General features: G+C 72.2%; 19 protein-coding genes. 7 read left to right on the top strand and 12 right to left on the bottom strand.

Features of this window, described 5'->3' with window-relative positions; translation table 11 throughout:
* Positions 1-295: 295 nt before the first annotated feature.
* The 3 genes from ACH4XV_RS16775 to ACH4XV_RS16785 form a co-directional block, all read right to left on the bottom strand.
* A complete protein-coding gene (locus ACH4XV_RS16775) occupies positions 296-940 on the bottom strand; it encodes a response regulator transcription factor (protein ID WP_380001553.1) in 645 nt (214 codons plus the stop codon).
* 56 nt (positions 941-996) lie between these two features.
* Entirely contained in the window at positions 997-2,289 is a 1,293-nt protein-coding gene (locus ACH4XV_RS16780; RefSeq protein WP_395790428.1) for a sensor histidine kinase, read from the bottom strand.
* A gap of 223 nt (positions 2,290-2,512) precedes the next feature.
* On the bottom strand, positions 2,513-3,820 hold the full coding sequence (locus tag ACH4XV_RS16785; protein ID WP_395790430.1) for an aminotransferase class I/II-fold pyridoxal phosphate-dependent enzyme: 1,308 nt from the start codon (positions 3,818-3,820) through the stop codon (positions 2,513-2,515).
* Between the two features lie 119 nt (positions 3,821-3,939).
* Here ACH4XV_RS16785 and ACH4XV_RS16790 point away from each other — a divergent pair, with 119 nt between their 5' ends.
* Positions 3,940-4,599, top strand: a complete 660-nt coding sequence (locus ACH4XV_RS16790) for a pyridoxamine 5'-phosphate oxidase family protein (protein ID WP_395790432.1) — start codon at positions 3,940-3,942, stop codon at positions 4,597-4,599.
* A gap of 39 nt (positions 4,600-4,638) precedes the next feature.
* Here ACH4XV_RS16790 and ACH4XV_RS16795 read toward each other — a convergent pair whose 3' ends face one another.
* From ACH4XV_RS16795 to ACH4XV_RS16815, 5 genes are all read right to left on the bottom strand, one after another.
* Positions 4,639-5,316 (bottom strand): ABC transporter, encoded by a 678-nt coding sequence (locus tag ACH4XV_RS16795; RefSeq protein ID WP_395790434.1) that lies wholly within the window; start codon positions 5,314-5,316, stop codon positions 4,639-4,641.
* Positions 5,313-6,140, bottom strand: a complete 828-nt coding sequence (locus ACH4XV_RS16800) for an ATP-binding cassette domain-containing protein (RefSeq protein WP_395790436.1) — start codon at positions 6,138-6,140, stop codon at positions 5,313-5,315. The genes ACH4XV_RS16795 and ACH4XV_RS16800 overlap by 4 nt, the downstream gene beginning before the upstream one ends.
* 175 nt (positions 6,141-6,315) lie before the next feature.
* Positions 6,316-7,710, bottom strand: a complete 1,395-nt coding sequence (locus ACH4XV_RS16805) for an alpha/beta hydrolase (protein WP_395791095.1) — start codon at positions 7,708-7,710, stop codon at positions 6,316-6,318.
* Between the two features lie 522 nt (positions 7,711-8,232).
* Positions 8,233-8,994, bottom strand: a complete 762-nt coding sequence (locus ACH4XV_RS16810; RefSeq protein ID WP_395790438.1) for a group II truncated hemoglobin — start codon at positions 8,992-8,994, stop codon at positions 8,233-8,235.
* Between the two features lie 424 nt (positions 8,995-9,418).
* Positions 9,419-10,189 carry a dienelactone hydrolase family protein gene (locus tag ACH4XV_RS16815; RefSeq protein WP_395790440.1) on the bottom strand — a complete coding sequence of 257 codons (771 nt, stop codon included), beginning with the start codon at positions 10,187-10,189 and terminating at the stop codon, positions 9,419-9,421.
* Between the two features lie 207 nt (positions 10,190-10,396).
* Between ACH4XV_RS16815 and ACH4XV_RS16820 the strand changes: the two genes are divergently transcribed.
* Positions 10,397-11,269: a helix-turn-helix transcriptional regulator gene (locus ACH4XV_RS16820; RefSeq protein WP_395790442.1), complete on the top strand. Its 873-nt coding sequence runs from the start codon at positions 10,397-10,399 to the stop codon at positions 11,267-11,269.
* A 24-nt stretch (positions 11,270-11,293) separates the two neighbouring features.
* Here ACH4XV_RS16820 and ACH4XV_RS16825 read toward each other — a convergent pair whose 3' ends face one another.
* Together ACH4XV_RS16825 and ACH4XV_RS16830 are read right to left on the bottom strand one after the other, a co-directional pair.
* On the bottom strand, positions 11,294-12,964 hold the full coding sequence (locus tag ACH4XV_RS16825; protein WP_395790444.1) for an amidohydrolase: 1,671 nt from the start codon (positions 12,962-12,964) through the stop codon (positions 11,294-11,296).
* Positions 12,961-14,502, bottom strand: coding sequence for an APC family permease (locus ACH4XV_RS16830; RefSeq protein ID WP_395790446.1), 1,542 nt, complete (start codon positions 14,500-14,502; stop codon positions 12,961-12,963). Before ACH4XV_RS16830 ends, ACH4XV_RS16825 begins: the two co-directional genes overlap by 4 nt.
* A 253-nt stretch (positions 14,503-14,755) precedes the next feature.
* On the opposite strand from ACH4XV_RS16830, the gene ACH4XV_RS16835 reads away from it, so the two are divergent.
* Complete coding sequence (locus tag ACH4XV_RS16835; protein ID WP_380001533.1) at positions 14,756-15,388, top strand: TetR/AcrR family transcriptional regulator; 633 nt, start codon at positions 14,756-14,758, stop codon at positions 15,386-15,388.
* 209 nt (positions 15,389-15,597) lie between these two features.
* On the top strand, positions 15,598-16,272 hold the full coding sequence (locus tag ACH4XV_RS16840; protein ID WP_380033985.1) for a lysophospholipid acyltransferase family protein: 675 nt from the start codon (positions 15,598-15,600) through the stop codon (positions 16,270-16,272).
* A gap of 264 nt (positions 16,273-16,536) precedes the next feature.
* On the opposite strand, the gene ACH4XV_RS16845 is transcribed toward ACH4XV_RS16840, so the two are convergent.
* The gene (locus tag ACH4XV_RS16845) at positions 16,537-17,409 is read right to left on the bottom strand and encodes a spermidine synthase (RefSeq protein ID WP_395790448.1); all 873 of its coding nucleotides are present in this window, start codon (positions 17,407-17,409) and stop codon (positions 16,537-16,539) included.
* 155 nt (positions 17,410-17,564) lie between these two features.
* Between ACH4XV_RS16845 and ACH4XV_RS16850 the strand changes: the two genes are divergently transcribed.
* From ACH4XV_RS16850 to ACH4XV_RS16860, 3 genes are all read left to right on the top strand, one after another.
* Positions 17,565-18,221: an MBL fold metallo-hydrolase gene (locus ACH4XV_RS16850; RefSeq protein WP_395790450.1), complete on the top strand. Its 657-nt coding sequence runs from the start codon at positions 17,565-17,567 to the stop codon at positions 18,219-18,221.
* A gap of 83 nt (positions 18,222-18,304) precedes the next feature.
* A complete protein-coding gene (locus ACH4XV_RS16855; RefSeq protein WP_395790452.1) occupies positions 18,305-18,694 on the top strand; it encodes a hypothetical protein in 390 nt (129 codons plus the stop codon).
* Positions 18,695-18,768: 74 nt separating this feature from the next.
* Positions 18,769-19,758, top strand: a complete 990-nt coding sequence (locus tag ACH4XV_RS16860; RefSeq protein WP_395790454.1) for a hypothetical protein — start codon at positions 18,769-18,771, stop codon at positions 19,756-19,758.
* On the opposite strand, the gene ACH4XV_RS16865 is transcribed toward ACH4XV_RS16860, so the two are convergent.
* Positions 19,724-20,866, bottom strand: coding sequence for a winged helix DNA-binding domain-containing protein (locus tag ACH4XV_RS16865; protein WP_395790456.1), 1,143 nt, complete (start codon positions 20,864-20,866; stop codon positions 19,724-19,726). The two genes, ACH4XV_RS16860 and ACH4XV_RS16865, sit on opposite strands and share 35 nt — an antisense overlap.
* Positions 20,867-20,885: the final 19 nt, after the last annotated feature.

The following is a 20,885-nucleotide window of genomic DNA, read 5'->3' on the forward strand; positions in this document are numbered from 1 at the left end:
GTCATCGGACTGACCGCGTGCGGCGACGCGACCCAAGGTGGTCCGGGCACGCTCGAGTTGGGGACCACGGGGCCCGCGGCCGCCCCCCGATCCGCCCCGCCGTCCACGTTCGCCTCGCTCGTGTCCGGCCCACGGTACGTCGTTCGCCCCGCACCCGCGGCGGCAAAGATGCCGACGCCCTGAACCTACGGACGGTCCCGTGGGCCGGTGTGGGAAGCGCGGATCCCGGAGGGGGAGATCCGCCCGTCCCACACCGGCCCCGCCCAAGGCACGCACCGGGCCCGCCCGGCGACGGTCACAGCTGCAGGTAGCGCAACACCGCCATCACCCGTCGGTGATCGGTGTCCGAGGGCGGCAGGTCCAGTTTGGTGAAGATGTTGCCGACGTGCTTCTCCACCGCCCGCTCGGTCACCACCATCTTCTTCGCGATCGCCGCGTTGGTGCGCCCCTCGGCCATCAGGCCCAGGACCTCGTGCTCGCGCGGGGTCAGCGTGTTCAGCCCGCCGCTGCGCAGGCCCGCGCCGAACAACTGGGTGACCACCTCCGGGTCCAGCGCGGTGCCACCGGCCGCGACCCGCTCCAGCGCGTCGGTGAAGTCGCGGGTGTCCACCACCCGTTCCTTGAGCAGGTAGCCCACCCCCGCCGCGTTGCCGCCGAGCAGTTGGGCGGCGTAGCGGGTCTCGATGTACTGCGAGAAGACCAGCACGCCGATGCCGGGATGCTCGCGCCGGATGTCGATCGCGGCGCGCAGTCCCTCGTCTGTGTGCGTGGGCGGCATCCGGATGTCGACCACGCACACATCGGGTTTGTGCTCGGCCACCGCCGCCCGCAGCGCGTCGGCGTCGGGGACGGCCGCGGCCACCTCGTGGTCGCGGTCGAGAAGCAGTTGAACGAGGCCGTCCCGCAGGATGGCGGCGTCCTCGGCGATGACGATGCGCATGGGCTCGATCGTCCCATGGCCGGGCCGGCCCCCCGGCCGGCGGCCCGGCGACCGGCTCAGCCGCGGATCGGCAGGTCCACCGTCACCTGGGTCGGCCCGCCGACGGGGCTGTCGATGCGCAGTACGCCGTCCACCGTGCGGGCCCGCTCGACCAGTCCGGTGAGGCCGCTGCCCTTGCCCCCGTGCGCGCCGCCGCGCCCGTTGTCGGTGACCGACAACCGCAGCAGGCCCTCGCACACGCTCACGTCGACGATCGCGGCGGTCGCGCCCGAATGGTGCGCGACGTTGGTGAGCAGCTCGGCGGCGCAGAAGTACGCGATGGTCTCGATCGTGGCGGGCGGCCGGACCGGGATGTCGGTGCGCACCTCCACCGGCACCGCGCTGCACGCCGCCAGGGTGGCCAGCGCGGCGTCCAGGCCCTGGTCGAGCACCGGCGGGTGGATCCCCCGGGCGAGGTCGCGCAGTTCCACGATCGCCTCCCGGGCGTTGCCGAGCGCGCTGTCCACGAGGGTGCGGGCGCGGTCCACGTCCATCGGGCGCTCGGTGTCCTCGGCGTCGAGCTTCTCCCGGGCCAGGCTCAGGTTCATCGCGAGCGCCACGAGTCGTGCCTGTGCGCCGTCGTGCAGGTCCCGCTCGATCCGGCGCAGCGTGGCGGCCGAGTCGTCGACGGCGATCGCGCGGGTCTCCTCCAGGTCGGCCATGCGCTGGGCGGACTTGCTGGGTCCGAGCAGGGCGGGGATGAGCAGGCGGTCGAGGGTTACGACGCCTCGGACCGCCCACGGCGCGAGCAGCAGGATCAGCGCGCCCACCACGGACACGACCAGTTGCAGCGGCAGGGTGTCGAAGTACAGGTCGTTGATCTGGATCCCCGAGTGGTGCACGACGCCGTCGGAGTCGGTGACGTGCGGGTCGAAGGCGGCCATGAGCACCGGGTAGACCAGCAGGACCAGGCCGTTGCCCCAGAACATGCCGGTGACCATCACGATGAGCAGGCCCAGTGGGAGCTTGAGCATGGTGTACGCGACCGCCCGCCACCCCTCGGCGTTGCCGAGCGCGGATCCGAGCAGCCCGAGCGGTCCCGGCCGGCGTCGGAAGGGTCTCAGCGGCGGTACCTGGACCCCGAGCATGGCCCGGGCCAGGCCGCGGTGCACGCCGCCCCACGCGCGGGCGCCCATCACGAGCAGGGCGAGGAGGGGCAGGCCGATCAGGGTGACGGTCAGGGCGATCCCGAACGCGGCGAGCACGAAGGCGACGCCGAATCCGAACACCGCGAGCGGGAAGGTGAGGATGGCGTAGCCGAACTCGGCCCATGTTCGTCGGGTGAACGGGGCCTTCAGGAAGGTGGGCATCGGCATCCTCGAAGTGCTGCGGACGTGACGGTGGAGTGTGCCCATGCTCTCCGGCACGGGGACGCGGATGCGAGGGTGACAGCCCCCGACGTCACGGTTCGGTTTGCCCCACCTCCCATCACGGACATTGTGCCGCGTAGCCCCGCGGCGACCGGCCGCCGCACCCCCGGCGCCTCGCCGCGCCGGCTCCCCGTCCGCCGGCCCGGGTCGGCCGCTCCCCCGTTCACCGCCCCGGGCGGGCCGCCCCCGTGTGTACCGCCTCGGCGACCGCGTCGGCCAGCGGGCCGGTCTCCTCGGCGGTGAGCGTGGCCACGGTGATCCGCAGGCCGGGCGGCGAGGTGATCCGGTAGCGCGCGCCGGGGGCCACGACCCACCCCCGGGCGAGCAGGCCGGCGACGGCGGCGGTCTCGTCCCGGACCTCGATCCACACGTTGAAACCGGTGTCGCCCACCGCCCGCACGCCCCGCTCACGCAGCGCCTCGATCAGCCCGGTCCGGCGCACCCGGTACGCCTCCCGGGCCACGCGGATGTGTGCGGCGACCTCGGCGGAGGTCCACGCGTGGGCGACCGCGTGCTGGAGCGCGTGGCTGATCCAGCCGGGGCCGAGCCGCTGCCGGCCGAGGACCCGGTCGATGGTGATCGCGTCGCCGGCCACCATGGCGCAGCGCAGGTCGGGCCCGTACGCCTTGGAGGCCGAGCGGATGTGCGCCCAGTGGGTGGTGATGCCGGCGAGGGTGTGCAGGTCGCGGCCGGAGATGTCGTTGCCGTGGTCGTCCTCCAGGAGCACGACCCGCGGGTGCGCGGCCAGGATCGGGCGCAGCGCGGCGGCGCGTTCGGCGGACACCGAGGCGCCTGTGGGGTTGTGCGCGCGGGCGGTCACGACGAATGCGCGGGCGCCGGCGCGCAGCGCGTCCTCGGTCGCGGCGGGGTCGGGCCCCTGGTCGTCGACGGGGATCGGACGGGGGGTGAGGTTGAGCGCGCCGAGCAGGTCGAGCAGGTTGCCCCAGCTCGGGTCCTCGACCGCGACCAGGTCGCCGGGGCGCAGGTGTGCGGTGAGCAAGCGCTCCATGCCGTCGAGCGCTCCGGAGGTGGCGGCCAGGTGGTCGGTCGGCACGCCCACCGCGTCGAGCACGGTGCGGGCGGCGTCCTCGAACGGCCGGTACAGCGCGCCGTGCACGTACAGGGGTCGCCAGTGGCTCGGCTCGGGGAAGGCCGGCGAGGGCAGCAGCGCGGGGTCGGGCTCGCCGGTGGACAGGTCGCGTGCGCCGGGCGGCACGTTCGGGCCCAGGGTGTTGCGCTGGGTGGTGGCCGGGCGGGCCCGGATGCGGGTGCCGGCTCGGCCGTGGGTCTCCACGATGCCGCGTTCGCGCAGGGTGCGGTAGGCGGCGGCGACGGTGTTGGCGTTCACGCCGAGTTCGGCCGCGAGCGTGCGCACGGGCGGCAGCGCGTCGCCGGGGGCGATCTCGCGCGCGTGCAGGTCGCGCTCGACGGATGCGGCGATGTCGGCGGCGGTTCGACCGGTGGTGGCCATGCTTCTCCTGCGTCCTGGGCACATTCCGGGAGGAGGTTATGCCGTTGACAGCCTCCCCAGGTCCGGCTTTATCGTACTACTCCAAAGAGCATTTTGAACTAGTACAAAGGATCTTCGTGATGGCCGAGTACCCCGTCACCGCCGCCACCGCCCCGAAGCGTCACCGCGACCGCATGCGCTACGACGTCGACGTGGTGCACGCGATCCTGGACGCCGGCTTCATGGCACACGTCTCGTTCACCGTCGGCGGCCGGCCTCAACTGATCCCGCTCGCGTTCGGACGCGACGGGGAGCGCCTGTACCTGCACACCTCCAGCGGCGGGCAACTCGCCCTCGCGGCGCGGGCGAGCGGCGCCGAGGGTGTGCCGGTGGCGATCTCGGTCACCCACGTCGACTCGGTGGTGCTCTCCCGTTCGGCGATGCACCACTCGGTGGACTACCGCTGCGTGATCGCGCACGGCCCGCTCGTGCACGTCACCGACACCGACGAACAGCTGCACGCCTACCGGGTGATCATCGACCACCTGGTGCCGGGCCGCGCCGACGACGTACGCGCGCCGAGCCCGAAGGAGAACGCGCAGACCACGGTGTTGCGCCTGGACCTGGAGCAGGTGGCCGCGAAGGTCCGCGACCACGGCCTGGCCGAGGACCCCGACGACCTCGACCTCCCCTACTACGCGGGCGTGGTCCCCCTCACCACCACCCGGGGGCCCATCCGCCCCGACCGCGCCGACCAGGACATCCCGCCCTACCTGGCCACGTGGCTGGGAGCCTCCTGAGCGGGGACGACGCGGGTAAACGCCGCCGCTGACGCCCCGTCAGTCGTGTTCCACCCGGGCGGCGATGCGGCAGGTCAGGGCGATGGCGACGACGAATACGCCTGCGGTGACGGCCAGTTGGGTGGTGGGGAGGGTGATTTCGTCGTTCGTGGCGGCGTCGGTGAGCACCTTCAGCACTCGGGCCGCCGGGCTGCCGGGGGTGACCAGGGCGGCGAGGGTGAGCAGCGCCGCGAGGGGGACGGCGTACGCGGCTCGGCGCAACACCGGTCGGTTCGTCAGCGCGCCGATCGCGACGCCGGCGAGGATGGTGACGAACTGGGCCATCGCGCCGGCGGCGAGCGCCTCGCCGCGACCGACGCCGTGCGTGGCGTGATGGGCGACGTGGTCCGTGCCGGCGGCGAGCGCGCCGGTGCAGATCGCGGCGAGCAGGCAGGTCAGGGTCAACGCGACGAGCAGCCCGGCCAGGTGTGCGCGCCCGGGCCCGACCGCCGCCGAGGCGGTGTGCCGGGCCGCCGCGGGCTCGACCGTGACGGCCACACGCGTCAGCCACACCGCGGCCGGCATGATCGCGGCCGCCGCCCATGCGAACGAGGACAGCAGCGGATCGCCGCCCGCCACCCCGATACCCATCACCGCGGCGTAGAGCAGGACCGGCGGCACCCATCGATACGAGAGCAGCAGCAGCGCCGCCTGATAGCGCACCACGGCGGAGGTCACGCGCCGTCTCCTTCCCGATGGACCGCCCGGACGCTGATCCCGGGCACGGCGGTGAGCAGATGCCGCAGCAGCGCGTCGGAGTGCGCGGTGCTGCTGTGCAGGCGCACCACGCCGGGCCTGCTCTGCTCGCGGACGGGATCGCCCGGGAGTCGGTCCAGTTCGGGGCTCGGCCCGGTGTCGATGTCGATCAGCACCCGGATCGCCCGGGCCTCGGGGATCGCCGCGACGACCGCGCCCGCCTCGACCCGATAGGTCTCGTACACCTGGTCGGCGAGCCGCCGGGGGTCGTGGTCGACGAAGACCACGGTGGCGCCCGCCTCGATGCGTTCGACCACGCAGCCGTCCAGGACGTCGCGCGAGGGCTGGTCGAGCCCGGTCCACGCCTCGTCCAGGACCAGCAGGTCAGGTTCGGCCAGGAACGCCTGGGCCACCGCCACCTTTTGGCAGGTGCCCTTGGACAACCCGCGCAGCGGCGCGCGTATCTTGTCGGCGAAGCCGAGGCGTTCGGCCCACTCGTCCGCGCGGCGCCGGCTCTCCCGGCCGGTGAGGCCGTGCAGTCGGCCCAGGTGGGTCAGGTATCGCCGGGCGGTGAGCGGCAGTTCGGGCGGGAATCGCTCGGGGACGTAGGCGGCCGAGCCGCGTTCGGTGACGCTGCCGGTGGTCGGCTCGCACACCCCGGCCAGCACTCGCAGGAGCGTGGACTTGCCGCCGCCGTTGCCGCCCTCGACCCGGATCAGCGCGCCGCGCGGCAGATGCAGGTCCACCGCGCGCAACACCCACGGGCCGCGCAGGCCGTACCGCTTGCCGACACCCGTCAGGTGCACCGCCGTCCCCCTTCGCCGAACCTCGGCAGCAGACCTTACGGCAGCACGGGGGCCGGCACATCCCGCGGCCGGCCCGGCACAGGAGCCAACTGCCCTGACCCGCAGGGCGGAACGGGCGGACGGGCCCGTCGCCGAGGCGACGGGCCCGTCCTGCTGAACTTTGGTGCGCGGTGCCCTACAGGGCGGTCTTGGAGCCCTTCCGGGCGTCCGCCTTCAGCTTGGCCTCGGCCGCGTTGGGGACCGGGTCGGGCTGCTTCTGGCAGACCGCGTCGGCCGGCCCGTGGCCGTTGCCCTTCGGGGTCTTCCCGGTGATCAGGTACTCGTTCAGGTAGTCGTCCAGGCAGGTGCTGCCGCTGAGCGAGATGCCGTGGTTGCGCCCGCCCTGCTCGACCACGAGGGCCGAGTCGCGCAGCAGGCGGTGCATGGTGACGCCACCCTCGTACGGGGTCGCGGCGTCGTTGGTCGCCTGGAACAGCAGCGTCTTGGGCAACTTGTCGTTGGCGACGTTCACCGGCTTGAGGCTGCTGGTGGGCCAGAACGCGCACGCCGCGTTGAACCAGACGTTGTTCCAGGTCAGGAACGGCGCCTTGGCGTAGGTCTTGACCGCGTCCCGGTGCCAGGTGGCCCAGTCCTTCGGCCACGCCGCGTCCCGGCACTGGGTGGCCAGGTAGCCGCTGTTGATGTTGTCGTTGCCGGGACTGGCCGCCGCCAGGTCCTCGTAGGCGGTACGCAGCGGACCGGTGACGTGGTCGACCGCGTAGCCCGAGAAGCCCTCGGCCAACTCGGCCCAGTAGGCGTCGTTGTAGCCGCCCTGCGCGAACGCGTCCTCGAGTTCGGAGGCGCCGACGACACCCTCCGCCGGGGTCTTGGCCAGCGCCGCGCGCATCGAGTACCAGGCCTTCTCGACCTGGGCCGGGTCGGTGCCCAGGCGGTAGTTCGCGTCGTACTTGGCGACCCAGGCGAAGAACGCCTTCATGTTGGCGTCGAACGCCACGTCCTGGGTGAGCTGGCCGCCGTACCAGACGCTGTCCCTGCTCGGGTCGACGATGCTGTCCAGCACCAGGCGCTTGACCCGGCTCGGGAACAGCTTGGCGTAGACCGAGCCGAGGTAGGTGCCGTACGAGTAGCCGAAGTAGCTGATCTGCTTGGCCCCCAGCGCGGCGCGGATCGAGTCCATGTCCGCTGCCTGGGCCGGCGTGTTCATGTACTTCAGGAAGTCGCCGTACTTGTCACCGCACGCCTTGGCGAAGGTGTACACCCGCTTGATGTTGGCGAATTCGTCACCGAAGTCGTCGGGGACGGTGTTCGGACGCACCGGGTTGTTGAAGCCCGGGACGCAGTCCAGGTGCGGCTCGCTCGCACCGGCGCCGCGGGGGTCGAAGCCGATCACGTCGAACTGCGCGGCCACCTCGGGGCGCAGGTTCTTCGCGACGTAGCCGGCCAGACCGCGGCCGGGCGCGCCGGGACCGCCGGGGTTGACCAGGAGCGGGCCGAGCGACTTGGCGGCGGTGTGCGGAATCCGCGACACCGCGATCGTGATCTTCTGCCCGTCGGGACGGCTGTGGTCCATCGGGACCTGCAACGAACCGCATTCCAGCTTCGGATAATTCGAGCTGCCGCAGTTCTTCCAGGCGATGGGGGTGGACGCGGACTCGGCCGAGGGTGCCGGGGAGTCGTCCGCCAAAGCCGGTGGGGCGAGGGTCAGGAGCCCGCCCACCAGTGTCGTGGCGGCTGCGAACGCGACGAGAGTGTGTCTCTTCACGTGGGTGTTCCTCCATGTGACGGAGCTGTCACGAGTGACATCGACGCCGCAGATGCTGCCGTGCGGAGGACCGATGCGACGAGGGGACGGTCGGTACGGAACGGAAATCCTTGCCAAGGGGAGTGGTTACCGTTACCCAAATTTTGGGTTTGAACCTTGATACGTCCGTTTGGCCGCTTATATCGGCAATCTGATGGGCAGTCAGCCGCCTGCGGACCGTATCCGACGCGCGTAGCGGCGGAGTTGGGTCGGCTCCCGTCCGGGTTCGGGTCGGGCCCTCGGCGGGCCCGACCCGCGATCCCGTCGGCCATACGCCGGCCGGGCTCGTGCTCAGCCCCGATACGGCGGCGTCTGACCCCAGTCCCAGCGCGGCATGGGTGTTTCGGGCAGCGGCGGCGGGTTGGGGCCCGAGTAGATGATCGCCATCCGGGTGCCCCACTCCAGGTAGTAGGCCAGCACGGCCCGGAACTCCGGGTCGGCGGGCAGTTCCACGTCGTCGGCCGTCTCCAGGAGCAGTGCCACCCAGCGCCGCCGCTGCGTCTCGCCGATCCCCCGGCCCAGGTGCTTCGAGGCCATGTGCCGGTGCCCGCCCAACTCGGTGCTGTAGCGCGCCGGGCCGCCGAACACCTCGGCCAGCCACGACGCGACGTGCTCCGCGTGGTGCGCGTCCATGCCGGCGAACACCGGGGCCAGGATCTCGTCCTTCGTCACTCGCTCGTAGAACGTGGTGAACAGCTTCTCGAACGCGGGCGCGCCACCCGCCCACTCGTACAGCGTCGGTGTCGACCCGCCCCGGCCGACGACCTCGGTCACCGCGTAGTGCCGCATCTCCTCGATCGCGGCCACGTACGGTCGGATCGCGGCGAAGAAGGCGGCGAAGTGCGGACCCTTGCGGAAGCCGTTCAGGTGCTCGTCGGCCGAGGTCCAGCGAATCCGCAGGATGTACGCGGACGGCTCCTCCGCGCATCGGCTCAACTCGTAGTCCACACACTCCGGCGCGGCGGCCAGCGACTCGGCCGCGCGGGCGTAGGCGGCCTCGAATTCACCGGACCGCGCCTCGGCGATCGTGTAGCGGATGTATTCGACGATCATGAACGGTCCCCCATGCAGGCGCTGGTTCGATCGCGTCAACCATAGGTTGGAACACCGGCGCGGTGATCATCGACGCGACCCGATTTCGCCGACCGCGTAAGGGCGTAGCGCACGCGCCGGACACCGTGAAGCGCCGAAACCCGTCCCCCGATCCCGCCGGGCGCGACGCGGCGGGATCGGGACGGACGGGTCCCGGGCCGGCCCGGGTTGGCGGGCCGACTGCGGGGTGCGGCGGATCGGACGATGCGCCCCGCAGAGTTCGGCGACGATCTTTTCATACTTACTCGACGCTGCGCCGGTTGCTCCCGCACCGGGTTTGCGGCACCGGCTTTCGGGTGCCGTGGCGCGGTCGATATCGGCACAGCCACGGCAAAGAATGCACTATCCGAAACTCCCCATCCAACCGGTGTGATCGGGAGGGTGGTCATCCGCGCCTCGACGTCTCCCGCAGCAGTGCCACCGTCCGCGACCACGCGTCGGCCGCCGCCTCCGGTCGGTACGTGTCGCGCTCGTCGCAGAAGAACCCGTGCGGGGTGTCCGGGTACAGCACCACCTCGTGCCGCGTACTCGACTGCGCCGACTCGCGGACGATCCGGGCGCGGTCCTCGGCCGTGTACAGGTGGTCGCCCTCGCCGATCAGCACCAACACCGGCGTCCCGTGCCCCGCGATGCGCGGCGTCAGGTCGATCGTCGGCTCCGGCCGGCCCAGCGCGATCTCGCCCGTGGTCAGCCATCCCGGATAAAACGCCACGAGCGCCGCCAACGGCACCTCCGTCGCCGCGTAGTACGCGATGTGCCCGCCCGCGCTCAACCCCACCATCGCCGTGGGCACATCCCCCTCCGCGCCGAACCGTCGGCCCAGATCCGCGATCGCCGCCTCGACGTCGGCCCGCACCCCGTCCCGGGTGAGCCCCCCGACCAGCGCGAGCCCCCGGGCCCGCCCCTCGGCATCGGCCGGCAGCTCGATCCGGCGGCCCGCCCGGTGGTGGAAGTCCGGTACCAGCGCCCGGAATCCGAGTCGGGCCAGCCGTTCGGCGACGCCCCGCACGTAGCCGGTGACGCCGAACATCTCGAACCCCACGAGCACGTTCGCATGCGCCCCGGGCTGCGCCGGCCGGGCCAGGTAACCCGACATCGGCTCCGCCGCGCCCGGTACCTCGATCTCGACCCACTCCGTCACGATCTCCACGCCCATCCCCACGCCCCCTCGCCCATCGTCGCGCCGGCCGTGCGCACCATCTTGATCTTGGCCATGGTCCCGACCCTAGATCGGCCCCACACTGGTATCCAGAGACCGCTCTTACCGGTAAAGCGGGTACCAGGCTCGCGTCGACGGACCCGGCACCGCCCCACGAGGCGCCCCACCCACGGGGCACCCCCCACCCACGAGGAACCCGACCGCATGCCCCACGCCCCCGACCGACCCGCCCGTGAACTGGCCGACTTCCTGCGCTCGCGCCGCGACCGGCTCCAACCGGCGGACGTCGGCCTGCCCCCCGGCACCCGCCGCCGCACCCGGGGGCTGCGTCGCGAGGAGGTCGCCGGCCTCGCCGCGATCTCGACCACCTACTACACGTTCCTGGAGCAGGGTCGCGACCTCCGCCCGTCCCGCCAGGTCCTGGACGCGCTCGGCGCCGCGCTGCGCCTGGACCCGGCCGAACGGGCGCACCTGATCCGCCTCGCCCACGGCGATCCGTCCCACCGCACACCCGCCGACGGCACGGCCGAGGTGCTCGCCCCCGCCGTCGCCGCGCTGGTCGACCGCCTCGACCCGTACCCGACCTACCTCACCGGGCTCCGCTTCGACGTGCTCGCCGCCAACCGCGCGGCGCGCCTGTTGTGGACCGACTGGCCGCGACTGACGCCCGAACGGCGCAACATCGTGTGGTGGACGCTGGCCGAGCCCGAGGCCCGCACCCGGCTCGTCGACTGGGCCGCCGAGGCGGCCGGCGCGCTCGCCCGCTTCCGGATGGCCGCCGACCGGCATCCCGACGATCCGGCCTTCGCCGCGCTGACCGCCCGGCTGCGCGCGGCCAGTCCCGAGGCGGACCGGTGGTGGCCCCGGCACGACGTCAACGCGCTGTCCTCGGGCCGCAAACGGCTCGACCACCCGCTCCTTGGCCGGATCGACCTGGAACACGTGGTCCTCCAGGTGGCCGACCACCCGGACCACAAGCTGGTCACCTTCACCGCCGACCCGCCGGCCCTGGCCCGGATCGCCGCGCTCTTGGACGACGACCCGACGGCAGGGGCCGCCCCTCACCCACGTGAGTGACAAACCCCCGTCCAGGCCCGCGCCCTACCCCCCGAACACCCGCTCTCCACCCACAAACGTCTCCACCACCCGCGTCGACCCGATCTCCCCCGCAGCCCCCGCGAACGGATCCCGATCCAACACCACCAGGTCCGCGTGGTTGCCCACCACGATGCTCCCGGTGTCGTCCAGGTGGTTCACATACGCGCTGCCCGCCGTATATGCCGCCAGCGCCGCGTGCAGATCCAACCGCTGCTCCGGGAAGAACACCGGGGAGTCCGACCCGAGCACGCGCCGGTTCACCGCCACATGGATCCCGTGCAGCGGATCGGGGCTGGACACCGGCCAGTCGCTGCCCGCGGCCAAGGTCGCGCCGCTGCGCGCCAGTTCACCGAACGGGTACTGCCACGCGGCCCGCTCCGGGCCCAGGAACGGGATGGTCAGCGTGTCCATCTGCGGCTCGTGCGCGGCCCACAGCGGCTGCATGTTGGCGCTCGCCCCGAGTGCGCGAAAGCGCGGGATGTCGTCCGGGTGCACCACCTGGAGGTGGGCGAGGTGCGGCCGGGTGTCCTTCCAGCCGTTCGCCGCCCGCATCGCCGCGACCGCGTCCAGCGCCTCCCGCACCGCGCGGTCGCCCAGCGCGTGGAAGTGCACCTGGAAGTCGTGCGCGTCCAGGGCCGTGACGTAGCCGCGCAGCGCCTCCGGTTCGATGAAGCTGATCCCGCTGTTGTCCGAGGCGCAGCCGCACGAGGTGAGGTACGGGCTGAGCATCGCGGCGGTGAAGTTCTCCGCGACCCCGTCCTGCATGATCTTCACCGTCCGGCAGGACAGCCGGCCCCGGGTGCCCCTCTCGCGCCGCGCGAGCAGGTCCTCGATCTGCTCCGCCCCACGATCGCGTTCCCACCACAACGAACCGACCACCCGGGCGGTGAGTTGCCCACGATCCACCGCCGTCAGGTACGCGGAGGTGGCGTCGGTGATGTTGGCGTGCGCGCCCAGGAGCGCGTCCTGCCACGCGGTGACGCCGAGCGAGTGCAGCACCGCCTGTGCCCGCAGCAGCCCGGCGACCTGGTCCTCGGCGGTCGATGGCGGCAGCAGCCGGCCGACCAGGTTGGCCGCGCCCTCCTGGAGCACGCCGGTCGGCTCGCCGTCCGCGTCGCGCTCGATCCGCCCGTCGGCCGGGTCGGCGGTGTCGCGGGTGATGCCCGCGAGGCGCAGCGCGAGGCTGTTCGCCCAGGCGCCGTGGTGGTCGCGGTTGGGCAGGTACACCGGCCGGTCGGGGACGATGTCGTCGAGCATCGACCGGTGCGGCAATCCGCCGGGGAAGGCCTCCATGGACCAGCCGCCGCCGGTGATCCACTCGACGTCGGGATTGGCCTCGGCGTACTCCCGGATCACCCGCCGGTAGTCGGCGGCCGTCTCGTACTCGGACAGATCGCACTGCCCCATCTCCATGCCGGCGCCCACGGGGTGCACGTGGGCGTCCTGGAACCCGGGGATCAGCAGTCGGCCCTCGAGGTCCACCACCTCGGTGCGGGTCCCGATCAGTTCGCGCACCTCGTCGTGCCCGACCGCGACGACGCGCCCGTCCCGCACGGCGACCGAACTCGCCCGTCCGCGCGCACCGTCGACGACGTACACCGGCCCACCGGTGAAGACCAGGTCGGCGGCCACCGAGGCCGACGCCGGGCGAGTGATCATCGTGGTGGTGCTCATGCGTGTCCCCTGGCCTTGAATGCGTCGAAGTCGGCGGCGTCGTTGTAGCGGTCCATCGGCAGTTCGATCGCGTCACCGTCGGTGCCGCGACCGGTCTCGAAGTAGGGCGATTTGCGTACGTACTTGGCGTAGGCCGCGAAGCACAGACCGATGAGGATCACCGCCATCGGTACCGAGAACATGAACCAGCCGTTGTCGGGGCTGAGTTCGAAACTGTCGCTCATGGTCAGGTAGTCGTAGGAGAGGTACGCCCCGACCCCGAGCAGCGCGAGGCCGCTGAGCGCGGGGATGACCACCGCCCGCACCCCCTCGCGCGGATCGGTGCGCAGCGTCGGCCCGAAGCGCACGGCGCACGCGATCGCGGTGAGGCCGTAGTAGAAGGCGACGATCAGGCCGATCGAGTTGACCGCCGCCAGGATCATGTCGTTGAGCTTGGGGATGCCGATCGCCAGGACGGCGGTGCCGGCGGCGATCGCCATGATCAGCACCGTGCCGATCGCGGGCGAACCGAACGTCGGGTGGATCCGGGTCCACACCTTGCCGAGCGTCTGGTCCCGGCCCATCGCCAGCATGCCGCGCGCGGTCGGGATGACCCCGGACTGGAGCGAGGCGACCGCGGAGAAGATCAGCGCCAGCAGGGGCAGGCTCGCCCACGGATCGGCGGCGAGGTGGGCGCCGAGGAAGGTCAGGCCCTGCGGCCCGTTCTCGGTCATCTCGGGCACGGTCATCACCCGCTGGAAGGCGATCGCGCCGAGCAGGAACATGCCGAGCATCACGAACAGCGCGATCAGCCCGCCCCGGGCCGAGTCCTCGGGGTTCTTGGTCTCCTCGGTGACGCTGAAGGCCGCGTCCCACCCCCAGAAGAAGAAGACCGCGAGCACCAGGCCCTGCGCGAAGTGCGGCGCGGAGTCGATCTCGAACGGGTTGAACCAGGAGAACGAGAACGGCTGCTCGCCGACCGCGATGGCCCAACAGCAGAAGATCAGCAGCACGCTGTACTCGAAGACGAGCAGGAAGGTCTGGAGCCGGGTGGCCTGGTGCACACCGGTGACCGCGAGCACGGTGACCACCACGAGTACGACCAGCCCCAGCACCGTGCTGAGTTTGGTCGAGTTCGGGTCCAGGGCCAGCCCGACGAACTCGTGCCACCCGGCCTTGTTGGCGAACTGGAGCAGCACCGAGCCGGTGATCGCGCTGGTGTAGGCGAGGAAGATGACCGACCCGGCCAGGGCGACCCAGCCGGTGAGGAAGCCGGACCACGGGCCGATCGACTTGCCGACCCAGACATAGCCGCTGCCGCAGTTGGGCTCGACCCGGTTGAGGCGGGCGTACGCGCCGGCGATACCGAGCATGGGCAGGAACGCGATCAGGATGATCACCGGGGTGCTCGACCCGACGGTGGCGGCCAGGCTGCCCATGCCGACGCCGATGCTGGTGGTGGCGGCCGTGCTGGACGCGGCGACCGCGACACCGTCGACGACGCCGAGCGACTTGCGCAGCGCGGGTGGGCCGTCGTCCCGAGGCAGGTTCGTTGACATCGGCGCTCCAAGGAGGGCAAAAGCTGATGGGGGGTGGACGCCGATGAAACAGCTTGCGTCGGAATTACGTCAATGGTGTTGACATAAGGTGGATCCCCATGGCGGGCACGTCCCTGGAGGAGCAATGGACCCGACAGACGAGACGAATACATCGAACAGGGCAAAGCAAACACAATCGAACAGTGCGGAGCAATCATCTCGGGCAAATCGCGTCATAGGCGAGCGTCGGCGCCGCAGGCCCACCAAGTCCGGGGTGGTTTTGTCCGAGGATGTCATCATCGAGTGTGCCGTACGGCTGATCGGCCACCACGGCGCGGAGGCCCTGACCGTCCGCAGACTCGGCGCCGCGCTGGGGTGCGACCCGACCGCCGTCTACCGTTACTTCCGCAGCACCGACGACCTGCTCCTGGGCATCGCCGACTTCCTGATCGGCGAGACGTTGACCGGCTACCGGCCCGGCCCGGACTGGGTGGCGTCACTGCGCGAACTGGGCCTGCGGGTCCGGGACGGCCAGCTGCGGCATCCGCGCGTGGCCACCATCGCCGCCGCGCGGGTCACCCGGCGGCACAACGAGTTCCGGGCGGTGGAGCTGGGCGTCTCCCTGTTGCTCTCGGCCGGCTTCTCCCCCGCCGACGCGGCCCGCTACTACCACGTGTTCATCGACACCGTGCTGGCCCACGCGGCTCTGGAGGCGTCCTATGCCACGCTCGCCCCCGAGGTGCGCGAGGCCGACGACCGGTCGTGGGAGGAGACGTACCGGATGTTGCCCACCGCCGACTACCCGGCCATCGGCGCGGTACGTCCACACCTGGCGGCGGGGATGTCGGGCAGTCCGTTCGAGGACGTCCTGGACCTGCTGCTCGAATCGCTCGCCCGTCGGGTGTGAATCGGCCCGCACCGGCCCGGCCGCGTGCGTCGCCGGCTGCGCCGCCTTCGCCGCCGGGCAAAAACGGCGGCGGGAAGTGCCACCACCCGCACCGTGACCACCAGCCGACCCTGTGTCAACACCACAGGTGGGTACACGCGTCGTGAGGGTGCCGCAGACTCGATAGGGTGGCGCGTGTTTTCAGACCTCACCACTCCCACGGGGGATCCGTGCTGATCGACAAGTTCATGCATGGCGTCGTGGCGCCCACCGCGAAGGCGATCTACCGCCCGCGCACCGAGGGCCGCGAGAATGTACCGATGACCGGCCCGGTCATCATCGCCAGCAACCACCTGTCGTTCGTTGACAGCGTCGCGATCCCCGTGGTGATGCCACGCAAGGTGTCGTTCCTCGCCAAGGCCGAATACTTCGACGGCCCCGGGCTCAAGGGCCGGGTCAGCAAGGCCTTCTTCACCGGCATCGGCGCCGTCCCCGTGCCCCGGGGTGCACACAGCGCGGCGAAGGCCGCGCTGGAGACGGCCCTTTCGGTACTGGAGCGCGGCGACGCGTTCGGCATCTACCCCGAGGGCACCCGCTCGCGCGACGGCCGGCTGTACCGGGGCCGGACGGGCGTCGCGTGGCTGGCCCTGGCCGCGCGGTGCCCGGTCGTCCCGGTCGGGATCATCGGCACCGACCGAATCCAGCCGATCGGCTCGAACATCCCCAAGCTGTCCCCGCGCGCGCTCGCCCGCTTCGGCGAACCGCTCGACTTCTCGCGCCACTACGGACGGACCGACGTGGCCCGGGCCCGGCGGGAGATCACCGACGAGATCATGGAAGCGATCCAGAAGTTGTCGGGACAGGACTACGCGGGCGTCTACAACGAGACGCCCGCCGAGGTCTGAGCCGACGGGCACCCCGCGCCCACCCGATCCGGGAGGGCGCGGGGCGTCGCGGGCGGACGGGAGCGCCGACCGCGCACGGATCCGCGTGCGGCTCGGCGCACGCGGCCGTCCCAGCTCCAGGCGCCGGCCGACACCCGCGGCCTGCCCGGCAGTTCGCCCCGGCCCGTACACCACAGCAGGGTCGCCGCCGCGTGGAGGCGGCGGACGCCTTCTGGGCCTGAGCGCCTCCCGCGCCGACCCGCGAACCGGACCCCTCACGGCCCCTCACCCGATCCGGAACGTCCCCCCGGGCGGCGCCGGCGACGCCGTGGCCGTCTCGTCGGTGACCGGCGCCCCGTCCCGCGAGAACACCCGCGCCTCGATGCCGGACAACACCCGGGCCGGCATCTCGTCGCCCGCGGTCCGCCGGGCCAGCGAGGACACCGGCAGCGGCGCCGTGGACGCGACCACGACGAGGTTGCCGAAGCGCCTGCCGCGCAGCACACCCGGCTCGGCCATCAGCGCCACCTCGGGGAACACCGAGCGCAGGGTGGCCACTTGCGCCCGGGAGAAGTCGAGGTCGCCGCCGTCGGCGATGTTGGCCGCGTACACCCCGCCTTGCCGCAGCACCCGGGCCACCTCGACGGCGAACTCGCGCGAGGTCAGGTGCGCGGGTACCTGTGCGCCGCCGAAGACGTCGGCGATGACCAGATCGGCCGAGTCGTCGGGGCGTGCGGTCAACTCCTCGCGGGCGTCGCCCGTCCGTACGTCCACCGCCGCCCCGGCCGGCAGCGGCAGGTGTTCCAGGACCAGGGCGACCAGTTCGCCGTCGAGTTCGGCGACCGTCTGCAACGAGCCGGGCCGGGTGGCCGCGATGTAGCGGGGCAGGGTCAGTCCGCCGCCGCCCAGGTGCAGCGCGGCGAGCGGTTCGCCCGGCGCGGCGGCGAGGTCGACGACATGCCCGAGCCGTCGGGTGTACTCGAATTCCAGGTGCTCGGGTTTGTCGAGATCCACGTACGACTGCGGCGAATCGTTCAACGTGAGCAACCACGCGCGGGGCCGGTCGATGTCGGGCATCAGCAACGCCGCGCCGAGATCGGTCGCCCGCCCCACCGGAATCGACTCCGGGGCTTCCTGCTGATCCTGATCGTCGTACATGGATCGATTCTCTCGCAGCCGGGGCACCCTTCCCGCCGCATGCCGGCCCCGCACTTGGCATGATCGACCAGGGCCGCGGCAAGAAGCGCCGGGGACGTATCGCGGCACCGACCGCACGACCCACAGCAGACCCACCGACCCGGGAGAGCAGAGCCATGCGATTCACCAAGCTCGGTCACGCGTGTGTACGTCTGACCACGCCGCACGGCACCGTCGTGATCGACCCGGGGTCGCTCAGCGACCCCGACGCGATGGTCGGCGCGGATGTCGTCCTGATCACCCACGAGCACTTCGACCACGTGGTCCCCGAAACGCTACGGGCCGCCGCTGCGGCGAACCCGGATCTGGAGGTGTGGACCAACCCGGCCGTGGCCGCGCAGTTCCCCGACCTGGCCGGTCGGATCCACGCGGTCACCCATGGCGACACGTTCGAGATCGGCGGCGCGCAGGGCGTGTCGGTGCACGTGTACGGCGAAAAGCACGCGGTGATCCACCGCGACATCGACATCATCGACAACGTCGGCTTCCTGATCGCGGGCGAGGTCTTCCACCCGGGCGACGCGCTCACCGTTCCGGAGGAGACCACGCCCACTCTCCTGGTCCCGGCCGGCGGGCCCTGGCTCGCGCTTCGCGACGCGGCCGACTTCATCCGGGAAGTGGATCCGGCCCGGGCGCTGCTGATCCACGACGGCGTGTTCAACGACACCGGGCTGGCCATGACCGAGCGCCTGCTGGGCCAACTCGCGGGCAGCGACAGCCGCTCCGTACGACGCCCGGTCGACGGCGAGGGCATCGAGCTCGCGACGGGCTGATCGACGCACGATCGGCGTACCCGCTTCGTCGCGGCGCCGTCACACTCTGGTACGCGCCCGGGCCCGCGACTACCGTGACGGATATGACCGCCGACGACGGCAGACCCGAGAACCAATGGCCGGTACCCCCGCCGTGGATGTGGGGTTGCCCGGAGTGTGTGCGCCTGTACCGCCGGATGAAACGGGTCCAGGAGGAGACCGACGAGCGACGCCGGAGCGGCGATCGCGGCGTCGATCACGACCCGCTGGACAGCATGATCGGATCCCGGATCCGCCTGGCCCGGCACCTGGTCACGGGCCACCGTGAGCATCTGCCGGACTGGACTCCGGGCTGCGAACGTTGCGCCTGGCACCATCGCATCCTGGACGCCGGCCCCGAACCCCACCATCCGGGCGGCGCCGCGGCGATGGTGGCCGCGGAGCATCGGGCCTTCCACCTGTTCGTCCCGCCCCGAGTGGTCGGGCTGATGTAGGCACCCGTCGCCGCGCCGTCCACCGTAGGGTCGTGGGGTCACGGTGGGCGGGTCGCGGGTGGAGAGAGAGGCGCGTGGATCAGGGACGGGCCGCCGGGGGCCCGGCCGGGGTGGAACCGGGCCTGTCCGGTGGGCACTTCGGGCCGGTGGGCCGGCGTCGGCGGGACGCCGCCGAGGCGTGGCGGTTGCGGGGGCACACCGCGCGGCTGGTGGCCCTGGACACCCGGTTCGGCGCCGGCGAGTTGCTCGGGCCGGCAGTCCGCGCGGCCGACGCGGCGGGGCGGGCCGTCCTGGGCGTGGCCGCGTCCCGGGAGCGGCTCGCCGCCGTGGCGGAGGCGGACCAGCTCGCCGGGTGGCTGGCGTATGACGCCGACCGGCATGCGCTCGCCCGGCGGCTCACCGCGCGGGCGGTGCGGACCGCGCGTGTGGCGGGCGACCGCTCCGCCGAGCACTTCGCACTGTCCCAGCTCGCCATGCAGGCCATCCACCTGCGCCGGCCCGACGTGGCCTTGCGCATCTGCGACGACGTGTTGCGGGACGAACTGCCGCCCGGCGTCCGCACGTTGTTCGTGATGCGCCGGGCCCGCGCGGTCAACCAGTACGGCGAACACGCCGCGGCTCGCCGACTGATCGCCGAGACGTACGGCCGGCATCTCCAGGGTCCCGGCACCCGCGATCCGGCCTGGGCGTGGTGGCTGGACGCCGCCGAGATCACCTGGCACCACGCGATGACGCACGCCGACAACGGGGACTGGACGCGCGCGATCCCCCTGTTCGAGCAGGCCGCCGCAGGGCGGATCCCGGGCAGCCGCACCGCGCACAACGATCACGCGTACCTGCTGCACGCCTTCGCCCACACCCGCGCCTGGTCCGACGCCGCCGACCTGCTGACCACGCGCGTATTGCCGGCGCAGCGGGGCGTCTCGTCGGCCCGGATCACCCACCTCCTGGCCGACACCGCCCGGCTGTTGCACGTCCCGGGCCGCCGACCGGCCGGCCGCGATCTGGCCCACGAACTGCGGGCCGGGCTCAGCCGAAGCGCACCTCGGTCGGGTGGGGCGTGACGAACGCGAGCAGTCGGGCCGCCTCCGCCTCCAATTCCTCGCGCGAGGCGGTGTCGATCGGCCGGAACGGTTGCAGTTCGAGGACCAGCGGCGTCCCCGAGGCGGCGCCGGCGGCGACCGAACCGGCCGTCACCGGCTTGCCGCCCCGGGTGAGCCGCCAGATGCCCGCGACGAAACCGTCCACCAGGAACGTGGCGCGGACGATGCCGTTGACCGTGAACAGCCGCTTGCGGTCCGGTTCGGAGATGATCCGCGCACGTTCCGCGTGGGACAGCAGCGCGTTGTCGAACTCCGGCAGGAAGCGCGGCGGCGCGGGCGTGTCCTCGGCCGGCAGCGGCGCGTCGGGGACGTCGTACAACACCCGGCCCGCCTCGTCGCGATGGACCACCAGGTTCGGCCGCAGCCGCTCGACCACCTCGCGCAGCCGGCCGAGGCCGGACCATGCCTGCACGTCGGCGACGGTGGCCGGGCCGAAGGCCGCCAGGTAGCGCAACACCATCGCGTCGGGCGCGGTGTCCGTACCGAGCGGGCGGCCGAGCCAGTGCTCGGCGGTGGTGCACGCGGACTGCCCGCCGCGCCCCCACAACGCACGCGGCGGCACCTGGACCAGCGCCGCCTGACTGCGCAGCGCGTGCGCCAGCGCCGCCGGGTTCTCGTCGGGGAACCGTTCGCCGAGCGCGAGCCCGAGTTCCTTGGCGGTGAGCGCCCGCTCGGCCAGCAACTCGCGACCGGCGGCGACGAGTTTCCCGACGTCGATGGTGGACTCGCCCAGTCCGTGCTGGGAGTTGCGGTACAGGTCCGCGTCGTAGATCGGCTGGACCACCGGCCGCAGCACGAGGCAGTCGGCGGCCGTCACGAGGTGCACCGTGCCGCGCATCAGCCCGACCCGGACCACCCGACGATCGGTCAGCGCGTCGGCCAGGTCGGCGGGAGCGAACTCGGCGAGCCGGGTCCACAACCCGACGTAGGGCGGATGCGGGGCCTGCGCCTGCATGCCGACCAGGTGGGTGATCGCCGCCTCGGCCGAGATCGACTGCCGCCGCACCAACAACTGACGTTCGAGCAGGGCGCGGTTGAGCCGACGGACGCTGAGCGTGGTGATCTCCATGCCCGCAGACTAGAAGCGA

The organism is Embleya sp. NPDC020630, assembly GCF_044334985.1.
Lineage (GTDB): Bacteria > Actinomycetota > Actinomycetes > Streptomycetales > Streptomycetaceae > Embleya.

Bases quoted from the DNA above. Each gene is read 5' to 3' on its own strand.
- ACH4XV_RS16775 (WP_380001553.1), bottom strand. From the start codon at position 940: ATGCGCATCGTCATCGCCGAGGACGCCGCCATCCTGCGGGACGGCCTC.
- ACH4XV_RS16780 (WP_395790428.1), bottom strand. From the start codon at position 2,289: ATGCCCACCTTCCTGAAGGCCCCGTTCACCCGACGAACATGGGCCGAG.
- ACH4XV_RS16785 (WP_395790430.1), bottom strand. From the start codon at position 3,820: ATGGCCACCACCGGTCGAACCGCCGCCGACATCGCCGCATCCGTCGAG.
- ACH4XV_RS16790 (WP_395790432.1), top strand. From the start codon at position 3,940: ATGGCCGAGTACCCCGTCACCGCCGCCACCGCCCCGAAGCGTCACCGC.
- ACH4XV_RS16805 (WP_395791095.1), bottom strand. From the start codon at position 7,710: ATGGACCACAGCCGTCCCGACGGGCAGAAGATCACGATCGCGGTGTCG.
- ACH4XV_RS16810 (WP_395790438.1), bottom strand. From the start codon at position 8,994: ATGATCGTCGAATACATCCGCTACACGATCGCCGAGGCGCGGTCCGGT.
- ACH4XV_RS16815 (WP_395790440.1), bottom strand. From the start codon at position 10,189: ATGGGCGTGGAGATCGTGACGGAGTGGGTCGAGATCGAGGTACCGGGC.
- ACH4XV_RS16820 (WP_395790442.1), top strand. From the start codon at position 10,397: ATGCCCCACGCCCCCGACCGACCCGCCCGTGAACTGGCCGACTTCCTG.
- ACH4XV_RS16825 (WP_395790444.1), bottom strand. From the start codon at position 12,964: ATGAGCACCACCACGATGATCACTCGCCCGGCGTCGGCCTCGGTGGCC.
- ACH4XV_RS16830 (WP_395790446.1), bottom strand. From the start codon at position 14,502: ATGTCAACGAACCTGCCTCGGGACGACGGCCCACCCGCGCTGCGCAAG.
- ACH4XV_RS16845 (WP_395790448.1), bottom strand. From the start codon at position 17,409: ATGTACGACGATCAGGATCAGCAGGAAGCCCCGGAGTCGATTCCGGTG.
- ACH4XV_RS16850 (WP_395790450.1), top strand. From the start codon at position 17,565: ATGCGATTCACCAAGCTCGGTCACGCGTGTGTACGTCTGACCACGCCG.
- ACH4XV_RS16855 (WP_395790452.1), top strand. From the start codon at position 18,305: ATGACCGCCGACGACGGCAGACCCGAGAACCAATGGCCGGTACCCCCG.
- ACH4XV_RS16865 (WP_395790456.1), bottom strand. From the start codon at position 20,866: ATGGAGATCACCACGCTCAGCGTCCGTCGGCTCAACCGCGCCCTGCTC.